Raw genomic sequence first — 17,739 nt, 5'->3', positions numbered from 1 at the left:
GTGCCCCTCGGCTTCTTATTTAGGGTGGAGTGATGGATCCAGCAGAAAACGTTTTCTGAAAAACTAACAAAGGGCTATGCAGGAGTCAAGAAACCGTTTACTTTGGTACGGAGCCGCATTTTCGAAGGCACCCGCGGCGCGGAATCCTGCAGCCTTTTGCGGCAGCAGCCGACCGTGCCGGAGGTGCCGCACTCCCATCGCCTGGCGATGACCGCAACGTGGAGGCCACGATGACCAAAGGAGACCACATGGCCGCAAAACACATCCCCGGGACGCTGCGTCCGGCCCTGGTGCCGTACGCAGTGTTCCCGGCGTCCCCGACGGAGCAGCTCCTGTGAGCGCCATCAGCGAGCTCAGCTCCTTTACCCGGCGCAAGGGCAAAGCCACCGCCGAGGAGAAGAAGGCCAACAGGCGGGACAACAAGGCCGCCTACATCTTCCTGCTGCCATGGCTGGTGGGCCTGGTGGCCATCACCATCGGCCCGATGCTGATGTCGCTCTACCTGTCCTTCACCGACTACAACCTGCTCCAGCCGCCGGAATGGACTGGGCTGGACAACTTCACCCGGATGCTCAGCGACGCACGGCTGCACAACTCGCTGCGGGTCACCTTCACCTATGTCTTCGTCGGCGTCCCCCTGCAGCTCGCCGTTGCACTGCTCATTGCCCTCGTGCTGGACAAGGGCCTCCGCGGCCTCCCGTTCTACCGTTCGGTGTTCTACTTGCCATCCCTCCTGGGCGGATCCGTTGCCGTGGCCATCCTGTGGAAGCAGATCTTTGGCACCACGGGCCTGGTCAACCAGGTCCTGGCCATGTTCGGGATCCAGGGGCCGGGCTGGATCTCGGATCCCAGCACCGCTTTGGGATCGATCATCCTGCTGCACGTCTGGACGTTTGGTGCACCCATGATTATCTTCCTGGCGGGCCTGCGGCAGATCCCCGCCATGTACTACGAAGCCGCCAAGGTGGACGGCGCCAGCACGCTCCAGCAGTTCTGGCGGATCACCATGCCGATGCTGAGCCCGATCATCTTCTTCAACCTGGTGCTGCAGATCATCGGTTCCTTCCAGTCCTTCACCCAGGCGTTCATCGTCTCCGGCGGCAACGGCGGGCCCTCAGACTCCACCATGTTCTTCACCCTGTACCTGTACCAAAAGGGCTTCGGCCAGTTCGACATGGGCTACGCGTCCGCCATGGCGTGGGTGCTGCTGCTCATCATCGGCGTCTTTACCGCCATCAACTTCATCGCTTCTAAGTATTGGGTTTTCTATGACGACTAACCTGGAGACGCTGCCCGCCGCGGACAAGAAGACCGCCGGCGCCGGCAAGCCTAACAACCGCAAGCCGCGGGCCCGCGAGTCCCGGGGAACCCTGGCCTTCAGCCGGGCCCAGCGGGGCAAATCCCTCATGAAGCACGGCATCCTGATCCTGACCGGCGCGCTGATGATCTATCCACTCCTGTGGATGGTGGTGTCGTCGCTGCGGCCGAACGAGATGATCTTCCGGGAGCCGGGCCTCTGGCTCAACAGCCTGGAAATGAGCAACTACACGTCCGGCTGGTCAGCCCTGACCCACCCCTTTGGCCACTACATGCTGAACTCGGCCATCGTGGTGATCGGCTCCATCCTGGGAAACCTCGTTTCCTGCTCCATGGCCGCCTACGCCTTTGCCCGGCTCCAGTTCACGGGGAAGAAACTGTTCTTTGGCATCATGCTTCTCACCATCATGCTGCCGTTCCACGTGGTGATCGTCCCGCAGTACATCCTGTTCTCGCAGATCGGCTGGGTGAACACCTTCTGGCCCCTGCTGGTGCCCAAACTGCTGGCCACGGACGCGTTCTTCGTCTTCCTCATGGTCCAGTTCATCCGCGGTATTCCGCGTGAACTCGATGAAGCTGCACGAATCGACGGTGCCGGCCATCCGCGCATCTTCCTGCGGGTCATCCTGCCGCTGATGGTGCCGGCGCTGGCCACCACCACCATCTTCACCTTCATCTGGACGTGGAACGACTTCTTTGGTGCCCTGATCTACCTCACGGATCCGGACATGTTCACCGTTCCGGTGGCCCTCCGGGCTTTCGTGGATTCCCAGTCGGCCACGAGCTGGGGTTCCCTGTTCGCCATGTCCATTGTGTCGCTGCTGCCGGTCTTCCTGGTCTTCCTCTTTGGTCAGCGGTTCCTCATCAAGGGCATCGCCACCACGGGCATCAAGTAACCCTCAGAGACAATGCAGGTCCGAACGGCCCGCCCTGGTGGCGGGCCGTTTGCCATTGGCCGCAACATTCCCGGCCTCAGCAAAGAAACATCTTGTATTACAAGTAGCAAACTTATAGTATCTGTAGCAGAAAGCGCTTTCAGGGACTTGCGCACAGCCGGTAGGCCTCTGTCCCGCCGCCGAGTTCCCCTCCTCAACCACACAGCTGAGACCCATCACCCGCACCTGGATCAACGAAGATCGGAGTACACAGTGCCGCTTTTTCCCCGTCCTGCGTCTGCTGCGAAGCAGACAGCAGGGGCACCAGCTTCAGGCCCAAACCCCCAACGCCGCAGTGTCCAAGCCCGCAGTGTCCGGACCCGCAAGGCCGGCGCGATTGCCGCCGTCGTCGCCGCCGTTATGGCCCTCAGTGCCTGCGGTGGAGGAGCCGCCCCGCAGAGTGCGGACGGCACCGTAGAGCTCCGCTTCTCGTGGTGGGGCGGCGATAAGCGCGCGCAGCTGACGCAGGAAGCAATCAAGCAGTTCGAGGCCGAAAACCCCAAGATCAAGATCAAGCCGGAGTTTGGGGACTGGAGCGGCTACTGGGACAAACTGGCCACGCAGGTGGCGGCCAATGATGCCCCCGACATCATCCAGATGGACGAAAAGTACATCACGGAGTACTCAAGCCGGGGTGCCCTTCTGGACCTGTCCAAGTACGACATCGACACGTCCAAGCTGGATGAGGCAGCACTGAACGCAGGCAAGGGCGAAAAGGGGCTGACCGGCATCGCCGCCGGCATCAATGCTGCCACCATCCTGGCCAACCCCGCCGTCTTCCAGGCTGCCGGAGTGCCGCTTCCGGACGACACAAAGTGGACCTGGGAGGACTTTGGCCGCATCGCAGCCGAGATCACTGCAAAGTCGCCGAAGGGTACTTATGGCGCGGCGGCCTACGGAACGGACGAGGCCTCCCTGGGAGTCTGGCTCCGGCAGGACGGCAAGTCGCTGTATACGTCCGACGGCAAGCTGGGCTTCGAGCCCGGTGACATCGCCGAGTGGTGGGCCTTCCTGAAGAAGCTCAGCAGGGACAAGGCAGTGCCGTCCGCATCCGAGGTGGTGGAGGCCGAGGCTGCCCCGCTTGACCAGAGCGGACTGGCAACAGGCAAGAACGGCATGGCCTTCTGGTGGTCCAACCAGGCCCCGGCCCTGGAAAAGGCGAGCGGCGGGGACTTGAAGATCCTGCGGTTCCCCACCAAGACCGGATCGTCCGCGGATACCGAGCTTTGGTACAAGGCCTCACAGTTCTGGTCAGCATCATCGCGCACCAAGCACCCGCAGGAAACCGCCAAGTTCATCAACTTCCTCACCAATAACGTCAAGGCCGGCGAAGCCCTGCTTGCAGACCGCGGCGTCTACCCCAACTCCGAGGTCCGGGCAGCCATCCAGCCGAAACTGACCCCGGCCGACGTCAAGGTGGTCAACTTCATCGACCAGATCAAGGACGAACTCGGCGAGGCTCCGGCGCCCCCGCCGAAGGGTGCGGGCGCCATCCAGGAAATCATCAAGCGCTACACCTCCGAAGTCCTCTTCGAGCGGCTGTCCCCGGAGGATGCCGGCAAGAAGGCGACAGATGAGATGAAGTCCGCCATCAGCAGCTAGTCCTCACGCCGCCACACGGCTCCGGACCGTCTGTATGGTGCCTCCTCATCACAGACGTCCGACGGCGGGTGGCAGCTCTGCCCCGGAAGGAACCCATGGTTCCTTCCGGGGTGGAGCTGTTTAAAGCGCAGGTGTCAGGCTGCCCGGGCGGGGTGGTGGAATTGAGCAGCCGCGTTCCACGGCGCAGCTTCTATGGGGCGGCGCGTTCCCTTCGCCTGGTCCGAAGCTCGTTATGCCGTCGTTCCGGTTCAACCGGCCGCCGGACCGGTTCGGAGGGCAGGACCCGCCCCAGGACCTGGACGGAGAGGATTCGTGCCGGAGGGCAGGGTGGGGAGGACTCCCCGTGCAGAAGCTGTTCCTTGAGCCGCTTACCCATGCCGGTTCCGGGGAGTGGTGGTGCTGTGGAGTGGTAGGTGTGGCCGGTTGGGGTGGTGGTTGCCACGGTGTGGCGTGGGCCGGGGATGGTTTGTGCGGCCCATCCTGGGGTTTCTTTGGTGTGGTTGCAGGCTTCGCAGAGGCCTTGGCCGTTTCCGGCGGTGGTGGGTCCGCGGTGGTGCCAGGCGGTGACATGGTCGTGGTGCCTGATGGGGGCGTCGCAGTAGGGGGTCCGGCAGGTGTCATCCCGGATTTGAAGGAAGCGTTTCAGTGCTGCCGGGAAGAGCCGGGCTGTGGAGTCCATCGCCACCAGCTCACCGGCGCCGGGGGCGGTGTAGAGCCGGCGCACCCAGAGGTTGAGGTCGTTGTCACCGGGAGCTGTGAGGGCGATGTTTCGTGCCTGTTCGGCGGGGATGGTGCCGTAGCCGGGCAGCCGTGCGGGTTCGGTGTCGGCGTGGAGGAGGGTGCGGTCGGTCATGACGAGCTGGATCTGAACCCCGCTGATTCCGCCGGGGGTGCCGGTGACGCGTTCGACGAGGGTGTCCGCCATGACCTGCCCCCGGGACCGATCATCCCCGCCGCTTCGGGCGGTGTCGGCGTCCCGGCATAATGCGGCGTAGGCGGCGACGCCCTGGGCGGCGGGGAGCAGCGCGGTCAGGTAGGTCATGGTGTCCGGGGCCGGGCGCAGGCTCACGCACCGCTCGGCCACGGCCCGGCTGGTGAGCTTCGCGACCGAGGCGGGGTCCCGCCGGTACGCGGCGGCGCGGACCGCGGCGGTAATGGCCTTGTCTCCCAGGCCGTCCAGGGCTCCGGTGTCGGCGGCGAGTTCTTCATCCACCGCGGCCCGGTCCTGGGCCGACAGGCAGATGGTGTCCTTCACGATCAGGGTGGCCCGCCACTCATTCAAGAGGCCGGCCCGGAACGCCTCGAACGTGTGCGGCATGCCGGTCAGGGCCTTGGCCAGGCCCAGCAGCCGGGAACCCCTCGCCGGTGGTTCACGCCGGGCCAACGCGATCTGCGCCGCGACCCCGGCGCCCTGCCCGTCGGCCGGGACCCCGGCATCGTCCTGCTCCCGCCGCTGGGATAAATCAAACGCAACAGCGGTATCAGCCTGCCGGGAACCCGCCAGCGACTTCAGGTCCTCCAACCCACGGATCTGATCGATCTTCCCGGCGTCATCGCCCGCCATGGGAACAGACTCCAAGAGCCTCAGGACATCAGTGATGGAAGGCACCCGAGGCTCCGCCTCCATTACTGTTGCCGCCCCCACAACCGCTTCCATAGCCAGAGTCTTCCAGCACCCTCCGACAATTCAGGCCGCCCAAAACCGCTATGTGGAAAACGTCACCACTGGCCGCCCTGGTCCCGCCGTCGAACGTTCCGGAACGCGTGTATCTAGCCCTCCGCAACCACCGCCACGCCGCCTGCCGGAACCGTGCCCGCAAACGGCTCACCAGTCAGCAGGTTGGTGCCCGTGGCGGAAACCGAGGCAGCCGAACGCGTGTGGTTGATGGCGAACAGGAAGCTTTGTCCGTCGGCGGACATCCGGCGGACCAGCTCCACCCCGGGATCGGCGTCGGTAGCCGGCGTCACGCCTGACTCGGCGAGCAGCCGGTCGAGGACGGCCTCGATGCCGTCGGGGTCGGGGAAGGTGGCCAGGTACCAGGCTGCCCCGGAACCCACGGCCCGGCGGGTGAGGGAAGGAACGCCTTCCAGCGGATACCCGGTAAAGGTCTGCACCGCCTCCGCGCCGGCCAGACGGACCTGCTCGCTCCATACCGAGGAGACCGTCCCGTCGCTGAGCTTCAGCTGCGACCCGGCAAGCAGGGGGTGGAACTCCTCCACGCGCACCCCCAAAAGGTCGCGGAACGCCCCGGGATAACCGCCCAGCCGTACGTGGTCCTGCATGTCCACGATCCCGCTGAAGTAGCTCGCCAGCACCGTGGCACCGGCAGCGGCGGCAGCAGCGATGTTGGCGGCGTTCCCATCCGAAACCGCATACAGCGTGCACACCAGCACCAGGTCATACCCATCCAGCGAAGCAGACGGATGCACCATGTCCACGGAAATCCCGCGGAGGAACAGGGCGCGGTGGAACGCCCGCAGCAGGTCCAGGTACTTCACGTCGATACTGGGCTTCGAATCGATCTCGCCGGCCCACCACGCCTCGTAGTCGAAAACAATGGCGGCGCGGGCCTGCACCCTGGAACCGCGCACCGGTTCCAGCCGCTTCAGCGCGGCGCCGAGGTCCACCACCTCGCGCCACACGCGGGTGTCCCGTCCGCCGTGCGGCACCATGGCGGAGTGGAACTTCTCCGAGCCCGCGAAGCTTTGGCGCCACTGGAAGAACATCACGGCGTCGGCCCCGCGGGCCACGTGCGCCAGGGAGTTGCGCAGCATCTCACCGGGCATCTTGGGCTGGTTGCGGGGCTGCCAGTTCACGGCCGACGTCGAATGTTCCATCAGGATCCACGGGTCGCCGCCCGCAATGCCGCGGGTAAGGTCCGCGCTGAACGCGAGTTCCACGTGCCGTTCGGGGTCCGCCGCCACCAGGTAGTGGTCATTGGCGATGACGTCCAGGTCCTTGGCCCAGTCGAAGTAGTCCATGGACTTGGTGGCGCTGGAGGCCATTAGGTTGGTGGTGCACGGAATGCCGGGTGTCACTTCCCGCAGCACCGCCACGAGTTCGCGGTAGTAGTCCATCAGCGCCCAGGAATTGAAGCGCTGGAAGTCCAGCTGCTGGCCCGGATTCAGCGTGGACGGCGCCACCGACGGCGGCAGGATTTCATCGAACGAACCGTAGTTCTGGGACCAGAACGCCGTGCCCCAGGAGGCGTTGAGAGCATCGACACTCCCGTACCGGCGCTCCAGCCAGGCACGGAAGGCGGCGGCGTCCTCCTCCCCGTAGAACTCCGAGACGTGGCAGCCCAGTTCGTTGTCCACGTGCCATAAAGCCAGCGCGGGGTGGTCCTTGTACCGTTCGGCCAAAACGCGCGTGATGCCCGCGGCGTAGCGGCGGTACACGGACGACGACGGCGTGTAGTGCCGCCGCGAGCCCGGTCCCAGCACGGTCCCGTCAGCCGTGACGGGCAGGATCTCCGGGTGCTTGCGGACCAGCCAGGCGGGGGGAGCAGCGGTGGCGGTGGCCAGGGCCACCTTCACGCCGATCCCTGCGAGGTTGTCCATCACTTCGTCCAGCCACCCGAAGTCATACCGTCCCTCGGAGGGTTCCAGCAGCGCCCAGGAGAAAATCCCCACGCTGAGGAAGTTCACGCCCGCTTCCCGCATGAGGTCCAGATCTTCCAGCCGGACGCTCACCGGCCACTGCTCGGGGTTGTAGTCACCACCGAAGGCCAGGCCCTCAACCCTGTTCCAAACGCTCGAAGGGGAGCTGGTTTCCTGCTGTGTCATGTGACTCCTTTGTCTGCTCGCAAGGCGGAACGGGGCCATTGGTCAGACGTTTGGAAAACGCTTGCCCAATTCCGGGAATGCCGATATTGTATCGTTTCAGAAGCCGTGTAAGCCAGCTCACTACTCGCGTTGTAGGCAGAGCGGAAGGGCAACACACATCGAGCAAGGAGGCTCCCGTGATCAATAGAAGGCATTTCCTCACAACCGTGGCCATCGGCACCGCATCTGCCGCAGCCCTGTCGGCCTGTGGGAACGGATCCAGCTCTTCCGGACAGACCGGATCCGCCGACAAACCCGTCACCATCAACTACACCTGGTGGGGCAACGACGACCGCGCCGAGCGCACCCGCAAGGCCATTGCCCTCTTCGAGTCGAAGAACCCGGACATCAAGGTCAACGGCAACTTCACGGACTTCGCCGGCTACTGGCAGAAGCGCGCCACCGAGGCCGCCGGCGGCGGTCTTCCCGACGTCATGCAGTGGGACCTGTCCTACCTGCGGGACTACGGCCAGCGCAACCAGCTCCTGGACCTGGGCACGGTCAAGATCAACACTGACGCCTTCGAAAAATCGCTCCTGCCTTCGGGCCAGATCAAGGGCAAGACTTACGGTATCCCCACCAGCACCAACGCCTTCGCGGTCTACTACGACCCCGCCAAGCTGGCATCCCTGGGTATTGCCGAGCCGGACGGCAGCTGGACCTGGTCGGAATACCAGGCATTCCTGAAGGAAGTCGGGGACAAGGGCAACGGGACCCTGTTCGGCTCCACGGATTTCACGGGCGTGTGGTGGCAGTTCAACATCTGGCTCCGCCAGAAGAACATCCAGGCCTTCAACGGCGATGGGAAGCTTGGTTTCAGCAAGGACGACCTGAAGACCTGGTGGAACCTCAACTCGAAGCTTCGCGGCACGCAGGCCCTCGTCCCGGAAGACAGGGTAACCCAGCTCAAGCCCAAGTCCCCTTTCGGTTCCAACGTCACAGCCTCTGAGGTTACCTGGGACAATTTCATGGCGGGCTACCTGGCCGACAGCGGGGCCAAATCACTCAAGCTTGTTCCGGTGCCGTCGGACGACCCGAACAACCTGGGCCTGTTCCTGAAGCCCTCCATGCTGATGGTGGCCAGTGCCAAGACCAAGTTCAAGGACGCCGCCGCCCGCTTCATCGACTTCATGGTCAACGACCCCGAAGTAGGCCAGATCTTCAAGACCTCCCGCGGCGTTCCGGCTTCCAAGACCCAGCGGGATGGCACCACGTTCGAAGGCGCCGACAAGCTCGTGGTGGACTACGAGAAATCAATTGCGCAGTACCTCAAGGACGCTCCGGAGCCGCCCATCGTTGGCTTCGGCACGCTGGAAGCGTCGTTCGGCCGGATCGCCTCCGACCTCAACTACGGCAAGGTCACGGTTGACGGGGCCGTCGACGCGTGGTTCAAGGAAGCCGAAGACCTCATCAAGCAGAACGCCTGATCCGGCGCCATGCCCTTCCACCCTGGTTTTACCACTGACGGAATGATCTCGTGACTCAAACCCCAACCCTGAGCAGGCGCCCGGCGTCGTCCGGTTCCCCGCTGCCGCGCAAGTCGCGGCAGCGGGGCTCGGATGCCCGCGCCGGCTATACCTTCCTGCTGCCCTGGCTGCTGGGATTCATTGCCCTCACGGTGGGGCCGATGATTTCCTCGCTGTACCTGTCCTTCACCAATTACAACCTGTTCGAGCCGCCCAAGTGGATCGGACTGGACAACTACACCACCCTGTTCCAGGACGAACGCTTCCTGCAGTCCGTGGGCGTGACCGTGGGCTACGTGGTGTTCGGTACGCCCTTGAAGCTCGCGGCGGCGCTGGCGGTGGCCATGCTGCTGAACAGCAAGCGCCGCGGCCAGGGCTTCTACCGCTCTGCCTTCTACGCCCCGTCCCTGATCGGTGCGTCCGTCTCCATCGCCATCGTCTGGAAGGCCATGTTCGGCGATTCCGGCCCGGTGGACCAGGGCCTGTCCTTCTTCGGGATCAACCTTGGCGGCTGGGTGGGCAACCCCTCGATGACCATGCCGATGTTCATTCTCCTGACCGTGTGGCAGTTCGGCGCCCCGATGGTGATCTTCCTGGCCGGCCTCAAGCAGATCCCCGGTGAGCTGTACGAGGCAGCGTCGATGGACGGTGCCGGCCCGGTGCGCAAGTTCTTCAACATCACCTGGCCCATGCTCTCCCCGGTGATCTTCTTCAACCTCCTCATGGAAACCATCCACGCGTTCCAGATCTTCGCGTCGGCCTACATCATCTCCAACGGTGACGGCGGCCCCGCCGGATCCACCCTCTTCTACACCCTCTACCTGTACCTGCGGGGCTTCAGCGATTTCCGGATGGGCTACGCCTCTGCCATGGCGTGGCTGCTGGTGATCGTGGTGGGCATCATCACGCTGATCTTCTTCCGCACGTCCAAGTCCTGGGTCCACTACAGCGGTGATTCAAAATGACAACCACGGCAACGCCAACACAGTCCACACCGGACGCCGCCGCCCCGGCCTACAATCCGAAATCCGAGTCGATGGGGGCCAAACGGGCCAAGAGCGCCATCTTCCACCTGGTGGCCCTTGTCCTCACTGCCATCGTGCTCTATCCCGGCCTGTGGATGATCGCCTCCTCCTTCAAGCCCAACTCGGAGATCGGCGGCCAGAACACGTCGCTGTGGTCAAACAACTTCAGCTTTGATAACTTCGTGACCGCCATGGAGGGGATCGGCGGGGTGTCCACCCTGCAGTTCTTCACCAACTCGCTGATCCTGGCCCTCGGCGCCGTCGTCGGGACCATCCTGTCCGCGAGCGTGTCGGCGTACGCGTTCGCCCGGATCAACTTCCCCGGCCGCAGCCTGTTCTTCGGCATGATGATCGCCACCCTGCTGCTGCCCTTCCACGTGGTGATCATCCCGCAGTACATCATCTTCCAGCAGCTGGGCCTGGTGGATACCTACGTCCCGCTGCTGATCGGCAAGTTCCTGGCCGGGGACGCGTTCTTCGTCTTCCTGATGGTCCAGTTCATGCGCGGCCTGCCCGCGGAACTGGATGAAGCCGCCAGGATCGACGGTGCGGGGCATGCGCGGATCTTCGGATCCATCATGCTGCCGCTGATGAAGCCGGCCCTCATCTCCACCTCCATCTTCTCCTTCATCTGGAGCTGGAACGATTTCCTGGGCCCGCTGCTGTACCTGAACACCCCGGACAAGTACCCGCTGCCGCTGGCCCTGCGGCTGTTCGTGGACCAGACCCAGTCCTCCGACTACGGCGCCATGATCGCCATGTCCGTCCTGGCCCTGCTGCCCGTGCTGATCTTCTTCCTGATCTTCCAGCGCTACATCGTCGAAGGCGTCTCCACCCAGGGACTGAAGGGCTAGGAAAAGGAAGATGAGCGTCATGGACAGCACCACATCCGCCCCAGGCCACGAGCCAATCCCGGTGAACCGGTTTGCACTGTTCTCCGAAACCCTCCTGACGGGGGTGCTGGTGCTGGTGCTGTCCATACCGCTGGCCACCATCCCGGCCGCCTACGCGGCCGGGACCGCCCACCTTGAACGTCACCTCAATGGCAGGGACGATTCCGTCAGGGGGTTGTGGGGCCTGTTCAGGGCTGCCCTGCCGGGCAGCTGGAAGCTGGGAATCACGACGACGGGAGCCGGCGTCGTGATTGTCCTCAACCTCCTGCTCGCATGGGTGGGGCAGCTGCCGGGCCGCGAAGTGGTCCTCCCGGCCACGCTGATACTCGCCGGCTGCGGCGCCGTCCTGCTGCTGCGCAGCGCGTCCGCCTGGTCCGACGCCACGGCTTCAGGCGCCATGGGCAAGGACACCTGGCACCAGGCCTTCCAGGTGGGCAAGGACATCTCCCTGCGTGATTGGACGGGGTCGCTGCTGCTGGCGGCCGCCCTGTTCTGCGCCGTGGTGTTTGTCTGGATGCTCGCCGCGCTGTTCGTCGTGGTCCCCGGTAGCCTGATCCTTGCCGCCGCCGCAGTGAAACTGCGCTCCAGCCGCGCCCGACGCTGACCGTGCCGTCCCGCCGCACCCGTCCCGCACCGTCTGCACGCCCGAATATCAGCCAGCCGCGCTGGTACCACCCCCTTAAGCAGCACAACTACCGGCTCTTTCTGGGCATGCAGCTCGCCGGCAGCCTTGGCGTCTGGATGCAGCGGCTGGCGCAGGACTGGCTGGTGCTGCAACTGACGGGGAGCCCGGCCGCGGTGGGGGCCGCCGTCGCCCTTCAGTTCCTGCCCATGCTCGTGGTGGGGCCGCTTGCCGGACTGGTGGTGGATATCTTCCCCAAGCGCAGGATCATGATGGTGTGCCAGTCCGTCATTGTGCTGCTCGGCCTTGGACTGGCGGCCTGGGCTGCAAGCGGCACCATTACTGTCTGGGTTGTTTACGCCAGCTGCATGGCGCTGGGCATCACCGCGGCGGTGGACCAGCCCACCCGCCAGGTCTTCGTCAATGAAGTGGTGGGCGACGCCGCCCTGCGTCCCGCCATCGGACTGAATAACGCCCTCGCCCAGCTGGGTGCCATGGCCGGCCCCGCGGCGGGCGGCGTGCTGATCGCACAGGCAGGGACGGCCGCCGCCTTCGCCTCAAACGCACTGATTGGATTGGTGGTGCTGGTCCTGATCGCCGGCATCCGGCCGCACGAACTGCATCCCGGTACACCCGCCGAGCGGGGCCGCGGGCAGGTGCTTGCCGGCTTCCGCTACGTCCGTGAACGCCCGCGCCTGCTGCTCCTCATCCTGCTGGCCGGCCTGCTGGGCGCCTTCGGCATGAACGGGCCGGTGGTCCTCGCGGCCTTCGCCCAGGAAGTGTGGCACAACGGCGTGGAGGGCTTTGGCCTCTTCAACATGGTCAGCGCCGGCGGCGCCCTGGCCGGTGCCCTCCTGGCAGCCCGGCTGGGGACCATGGGGCGCAGGGGCATTGTGGCCGCCGCGGGCCTTTTTGGCCTGTCCCAGCTGGTGGCCGCCCTGATGCCCACCCTGGCGTTGTTTGTGGCGATGCTGGCGGTGGTGGGCATCATGACGTTGCTGTTCCTCACCAGCGCAGCCACGGCCGTCCAGCTCGAGGCCGGGCCTGCCATCCGCGGCCGGGTGATGGCCCTGTACCTTCCGCTCCTGCTGGGCGGCCACGCCTGCGGCGGCCTCCTGGCGGGCTGGTTGACCGAACAATTCGGCGTCCGGACCGGGCTGGTGGCCACCGGTGGACTGGGCATGCTCTCCGCGGCCGTGGTGGGCCTGCTCCTGTGGCGCCATGGACGGCGCCGGAGGGTTGCTGCGCGGGAGTGAAAGACCCGGCGGCTGGCTGCGCCGCCGGGTCCTGAAGCGCATCAGGACGCAGGGATGTCGAAGACCACCGGCGCGGCCACAGCCCAGGGGAGCCCAATCTCGCTGAACGTGGCATGCTGCCGGCCCGCGCGCTCCAGGGCTTCCTCGATGCCCACCACCACGGCATGCGCAGCGTCTCCTTCGCCTTCCCAGTGGACGCAGGCGGGATCGATGGGGGCGGGCGGCGGTGCGGTCCGGATGGCTTCCAGCACCAGCATGAAGGCTCCGCTGTCCGCCAGGCTGCTGGTAAGCGGAACGCCGTGGCCGCGGTGGGCCAGGAGATTCTCCGTCAGGTCGTCCCGGGCGAAGGTTTCCTCCGTGCGACCGGCCGCCGACTCCACCGTCAGGCGGTCCTCGGTGTAGTGGAACACAGCCGTGCTTACCGAACCCTGCAGGGTGACGTACGGTTCAACGGATTCCGGGGCACAGATGGTCAGGGCGCAGGTGATGGGCAGGCCCGCTGCGGTGCGGATCCGGATCACGGAGGTGTCATCGGACTCGATGTCATTGGCCCGGTACAGCTCGGTTTCCACGGACGCGAGGTCTGCTGTGGTGCGCGCCCCGGCAATCCGGAGGGCGGTTGCCACCGCGTGCGCCAACGGGTTGGTGGCCACGCCATCCACCACATCCACGCCGTTAATGCTGCGTTTTCCTGCCCAGCGGGAGCGCGTGTAGTAGGCCCTGTCCCGGACCCACCGGCCGGTGGCGGAGATGCCCTCCAGTGTTCCGATGGTCCCGGCGGCGAGCAGTTCTTCGATGGCTCCAAGCGCGTGCGAGCCGAGGCTCTGGAAGCCGATCTGCACCCCGCGGCCTGACCCGGCGGCTGCCGTGCGCATCCGGTTGAAGTCGGCCAGGGAGGCGACAGGTGGCTTTTCAAGGTACAGCTCAGCGTCAGTGGCCAGGGCGGCCAAGGCCAGCGGGGCATGCGTCTGGATGGGGGTGGCCACGATGACCAGGTCCAGGTCCCGGGTAGCGGTGAGGAGCTCCCCGAGCCCCGGGTAGACGGCGGCCGACGGCGGGAGGGTGCCGGGTGCCTGCGGCTGCGGGTCCGCCACGGCGACCAGGCTGACACTGCCTGCCGCCTGCAGGCGCTGGAGGTTCCGCAGATGGTGGGTGCCGAAGCCGTGCACTCCCACCAGTGCAACCCGTGCCGGGGCTGTTGCTGAAGCTGCGGCGGCGCTGCCGGCGGCTTCCGTTGCCGTTTTCATGGATCTCCGTTCTGGCCACTGGCACCTGCCTTGCGGGCACCTGCATCATGTGCGCGAGCGTCGAGGCAGCAAGCGCTTTCCAGCTTTTAGTGTGCGGCAAAGAGGCGGCCGCAGTCCAGCAATGTAACGATTCAAATTTCCGCTTGACCGAGGACGGGCAGCGGGTCTACATTTTCGAGAAACCGATTACCAGCGTGATGCGGGACACTTTCCGCTTCGCCTCTGCAACGATGGAGAACAGAAGGGAGCCGTGCCATGCTGTCCGGGACCTTCAGTGCGCGCGCCTACTCATTTTTTGACACGCTCGTATGGATTGCCGGCCTGAACCTGCTGTGGATTGCCTTTACCCTGCTGGGTTTTGGCATCTTTGGTGCGGGCCCGGCCACCGCCGCGGCACAGATTGCGGTGCGCAAGCGGGCTGCAGGCAATGCTGTTCCGCTGCTGCGGGAGTTTGCCTCCGCATACTTCCGCAACTTTGTCCGGGCCAACGCCCTGGCTTTCCCGGTCATGGCCATTGCGGCGGCCCTTGTCCTGAACTGGAACTATTTTTCCGGAGGCAGGGGAGTCCTGGCGCAGTTCATGGTAAGCGGCATCCTTGTTGCCGCAATCTTCCTGGCGGGGGCCGTTTGCTACGTGTTCCCGATGTATGCCCGGTACGAGCTGACCTTGCCCCAGTACCTGCTGATGTCATCCCGGTTCGCTGTGCGGCACCTGGCGGGAACGGTCATCCTGCTCTTTGTCTCCGCCGCGGTACTTTATGCCAGCAGTTGCCTTCCGGGCCTGGTTCCATTCTTCAGCATCGGGGCCTGGCTCTACCTCACCGGCTGGTTGTGTGACCGCTTCTTCGCGGCCAATGACGAGTCGGTGGCCGCGGCGGGGGAGCCTGCCGCGCGCACCGCCCTCCAAGGGGCTCCCGCCGCCTGACATCCTTCGCCGCCCTGGTTGCTTCCGGTGGGTGCAACCTTGTGCCGGCGTAGGAATGAAACGTATCAAAACCGTGGGCCAGCCAGCCCAACAAACCTCAAAGAAGTGGAAAAGGACGAAATATGATCCATCGCAAACTCTCCCTGGCCGCCGCCGTCGTAACTGCCACGGCGCTGTCCCTCACGGCCTGCAGTGGCGGGGACGCCCCGGCAGCGGACCTCACGTCGGTGTCCATCATGGCCCCGTTCCTGGAGGCCCAGCCGCCCGCAGCGGACGGTGCAGTCCAGAAGAAGCTGGAGGAGCTCACGGGCAAGCAGGTCAAGATCAACTGGGCGCCGAACGCCTCCTACGAGGACAAGACCAACATCACGCTGGCGGGATCCGACATCCCGCAGGTCATGGTGATCCAGGGCAAAACACCCGGCTTCGTCAAGAACGCCCAGGCGGGCGCGTTCTGGGACCTCACCGACAAACTGGACAAGTACCCCAACCTCAAGACCACCTTTCCGGATATCCAGAAGAACGCCAGCGTCAACGGCAAGGTTTACGGCGTTTTCCGCGGCCGCTCCCCGATGCGCGCGGCTGTCATGTTCCGGCAGGACTGGCTGGACAAGCTGGGCCTGCAGCCGCCTAAGACCACGGAGGACCTGTACAAGGTGGCAAAGGCCTTCACCGAGCAGGATCCGGACGGCAACGGCGTCAATGACACCTACGGCATCACCATCCCCAAGTGGGGTGCGCTGGGCACGAACAGCCCTTACGACCTGATCGAGGAATGGTACGGCGCCGGGAACCGCTGGACGGAGCGGGACGGGAAGCTCATTCCCAGCTTCGAGACCGACGAGTTCCTCGAGGCAGACCGGTTCATCAAGAAGATGGTGGACGAAAAGCTCATCAACCCGGACTTCGCCACCTTTGACAGCACGAAGTGGAACGAGCCGTTCTTCAATGGCAAGGGCGGCATCATCGTCGACGTCGATTCCCGCGTGAGCGTGCTCATCAACCTCTTCAAGCAGGCAGACCCCACCAACTTCCAGAACAAGGTGGGCTTCGTGGGCAACCTCGAAGGCCCGGACGGCAAACTGCGCGCCCACCCCACCGACGGCTACTCAGGCTTCCTTGCCATCCCCAAGGCCAGCGTCAAGAGCGAGGCTGAACTGGACAAGGTCCTGGCCTTCCTCAACACCATGAACGGCAAGGATGTTGCGGTCCTGCTGAACAACGGCATCGAGGGCGTGAACTTCACGGTGGAGGCCGGCAAGGCGGCCACCATCAAGCCGGAGACGCCGGAGGGCAAGGCCGTCAGCACCGACATTAAGAGCTACGCCCAGCTGGGCATGAACGTTGCCGGCAACCAGTTCTACCCCGTGAAGCAGGCCTCCGACTACGAACAGCAGGTCTTCGACAAGCGCACCGACGTCATGGCCGAAGACCTCAAGAGCGCCGTCTACAACCCGGCAGCGCCCTACGTTTCAGCCACCTACGTGGCCAAGGGTGCCCAGTTGGACAACATCGTGGCCGACGCGCGGATCAAGTACCTGGCCGGACAGATCGACGAACAGGGCCTCAAGGATGCCATCAAGCTGTGGGACACCAGCGGCGGCAACAAGGTCAAGGAAGAAATCAACAAGCTCTGGCAGGACAACAAGTAAATGGCAGCCCCTGTCATTGACACCCTCGCCGGGGAGCGGACGCGCAGGACCGCGCCCGCTCCCCGGAACGGGGGCAGGTTCTCCGTCCATTTCGCGCACTACAAATGGCTGTACCTGTTGCTGCTGCCCGGCGTGGTGTATTTCGCGGTGTTCCGCTATGCCCCCATGTACGGGGTCACCATCGCCTTCAAGGACTACGTGCCGTTCCTGGGCGTGAACGGCAGCCCCTGGGTGGGGTTCCGCAACTTTGAGGACTTCTTCGCCAACCCGGACTTCCCCCGGCTGCTGGGCAACACCCTGATCCTTGCCTTCCTGAACCTCGGGGTGGCCTTCCCGCTGACCATCATCCTGGCGCTGCTGCTGAACGAGGTCCGGCTGTCCATCCTCAAGCGCACGGTCCAGACGCTGGTGTACATCCCGCACTTCCTGTCCTGGACGATCGTGGCGTCGCTGAGCTTCCTGCTGTTTGCCCTGGACATCGGGCCGCTGTTCCAGTTCCTGAACAACGCCATGGGCACGCACATCGACTTCCTGTCAGATCCTGCCTGGTTCCGGCCATTGATCGTGCTGCAGGAGATCTGGAAGAACACCGGGTGGGGCACCATCATCTTCCTGGCCGCCCTTTCAACCGTGGACCAGGACCAGTACGAGGCCGCGATCATCGACGGCGACGGCCGCTTCCGGCGCGTCTGGCACATCACGCTTCCGGCGATCCGTTCCACGATCATCGTGATGCTGATCCTGGCCATCGGGCAGATGCTCAACACCGGGTTCGAACAGATCTACCTGATGACCAACGCGCTCAACCGTGAGGTGGCGGACGTCTTTGACACGTACGTCTACTTCGTGGGCATCACCCAAGGCGCCTACAGCTACTCCACCGCAGTGGGCCTGTTCAAATCCCTGGTGGGCATCGTGCTGATCTTCGGCACCAACTGGCTGGCCAAGCGATTCAACCAGAGCGGACTGTTCTAG

General features: G+C 64.7%; 14 protein-coding genes. 11 read left to right on the top strand and 3 right to left on the bottom strand.

The window, feature by feature from the left end:
- Nucleotides 1–334 precede the first annotated feature (334 nt).
- The 3 genes from NMQ03_RS17405 to NMQ03_RS17395 all read left to right on the top strand — a co-directional run bounded on the left by NMQ03_RS17405 (nt 335) and on the right by NMQ03_RS17395 (nt 3,854).
- Nucleotides 335–1,279 (top strand): carbohydrate ABC transporter permease, encoded by a 945-nt coding sequence (locus tag NMQ03_RS17405; protein WP_255173223.1) that lies wholly within the window; start codon nt 335–337, stop codon nt 1,277–1,279.
- Nucleotides 1,269–2,213 (top strand): carbohydrate ABC transporter permease, encoded by a 945-nt coding sequence (locus tag NMQ03_RS17400; RefSeq protein WP_255173222.1) that lies wholly within the window; start codon nt 1,269–1,271, stop codon nt 2,211–2,213. The genes NMQ03_RS17405 and NMQ03_RS17400 overlap by 11 nt, the downstream gene beginning before the upstream one ends.
- Nucleotides 2,214–2,612: 399 nt before the next feature.
- Nucleotides 2,613–3,854 (top strand): ABC transporter substrate-binding protein, encoded by a 1,242-nt coding sequence (locus NMQ03_RS17395; protein ID WP_255175653.1) that lies wholly within the window; start codon nt 2,613–2,615, stop codon nt 3,852–3,854.
- A gap of 190 nt (nt 3,855–4,044) precedes the next feature.
- On the opposite strand, the gene NMQ03_RS17390 is transcribed toward NMQ03_RS17395, so the two are convergent.
- Together NMQ03_RS17390 and NMQ03_RS17385 are read right to left on the bottom strand one after the other, a co-directional pair.
- Nucleotides 4,045–5,418, bottom strand: a complete 1,374-nt coding sequence (locus NMQ03_RS17390; protein ID WP_255175652.1) for an HNH endonuclease signature motif containing protein — start codon at nt 5,416–5,418, stop codon at nt 4,045–4,047.
- A 206-nt stretch (nt 5,419–5,624) separates the two neighbouring features.
- Nucleotides 5,625–7,640 (bottom strand): beta-galactosidase, encoded by a 2,016-nt coding sequence (locus tag NMQ03_RS17385; RefSeq protein WP_255173221.1) that lies wholly within the window; start codon nt 7,638–7,640, stop codon nt 5,625–5,627.
- Between the two features lie 176 nt (nt 7,641–7,816).
- Here NMQ03_RS17385 and NMQ03_RS17380 point away from each other — a divergent pair, with 176 nt between their 5' ends.
- From NMQ03_RS17380 to NMQ03_RS17360, 5 genes are read left to right on the top strand one after another with little or no spacing between them, the layout of a single operon-like run.
- The gene (locus NMQ03_RS17380; protein WP_255173220.1) at nt 7,817–9,106 is read left to right on the top strand and encodes an ABC transporter substrate-binding protein; all 1,290 of its coding nucleotides are present in this window, start codon (nt 7,817–7,819) and stop codon (nt 9,104–9,106) included.
- 50 nt (nt 9,107–9,156) lie between these two features.
- On the top strand, nt 9,157–10,110 hold the full coding sequence (locus NMQ03_RS17375) for a carbohydrate ABC transporter permease (RefSeq protein ID WP_159630789.1): 954 nt from the start codon (nt 9,157–9,159) through the stop codon (nt 10,108–10,110).
- The gene (locus NMQ03_RS17370) at nt 10,107–11,024 is read left to right on the top strand and encodes a carbohydrate ABC transporter permease (protein ID WP_255173219.1); all 918 of its coding nucleotides are present in this window, start codon (nt 10,107–10,109) and stop codon (nt 11,022–11,024) included. The genes NMQ03_RS17375 and NMQ03_RS17370 overlap by 4 nt, the downstream gene beginning before the upstream one ends.
- 10 nt (nt 11,025–11,034) lie before the next feature.
- Nucleotides 11,035–11,667: a Poxvirus protein I5 gene (locus NMQ03_RS17365; RefSeq protein ID WP_255173218.1), complete on the top strand. Its 633-nt coding sequence runs from the start codon at nt 11,035–11,037 to the stop codon at nt 11,665–11,667.
- A 2-nt stretch (nt 11,668–11,669) separates the two neighbouring features.
- Nucleotides 11,670–12,941 carry an MFS transporter gene (locus NMQ03_RS17360; RefSeq protein WP_255173217.1) on the top strand — a complete coding sequence of 424 codons (1,272 nt, stop codon included), beginning with the start codon at nt 11,670–11,672 and terminating at the stop codon, nt 12,939–12,941.
- A 41-nt stretch (nt 12,942–12,982) separates the two neighbouring features.
- Here the strand turns inward: NMQ03_RS17360 and NMQ03_RS17355 are convergent, their stop codons facing one another.
- Nucleotides 12,983–14,188, bottom strand: coding sequence for a Gfo/Idh/MocA family protein (locus NMQ03_RS17355; protein WP_255173216.1), 1,206 nt, complete (start codon nt 14,186–14,188; stop codon nt 12,983–12,985).
- A gap of 255 nt (nt 14,189–14,443) precedes the next feature.
- On the opposite strand from NMQ03_RS17355, the gene NMQ03_RS17350 reads away from it, so the two are divergent.
- From NMQ03_RS17350 to NMQ03_RS17340, 3 genes are all read left to right on the top strand, one after another.
- Complete coding sequence (locus tag NMQ03_RS17350) at nt 14,444–15,112, top strand: YesL family protein (protein WP_255173215.1); 669 nt, start codon at nt 14,444–14,446, stop codon at nt 15,110–15,112.
- Between the two features lie 122 nt (nt 15,113–15,234).
- Entirely contained in the window at nt 15,235–16,764 is a 1,530-nt protein-coding gene (locus NMQ03_RS17345; protein WP_255173214.1) for an extracellular solute-binding protein, read from the top strand.
- Nucleotides 16,765–17,739, top strand: coding sequence for a sugar ABC transporter permease (locus tag NMQ03_RS17340; RefSeq protein WP_255173213.1), 975 nt, complete (start codon nt 16,765–16,767; stop codon nt 17,737–17,739).

The organism is Arthrobacter sp. DNA4, assembly GCF_024362385.1.
Classification (GTDB): Bacteria; Actinomycetota; Actinomycetes; order Actinomycetales; family Micrococcaceae; genus Arthrobacter.
This window is presented reverse-complemented; position numbering and strand designations above follow the sequence as displayed.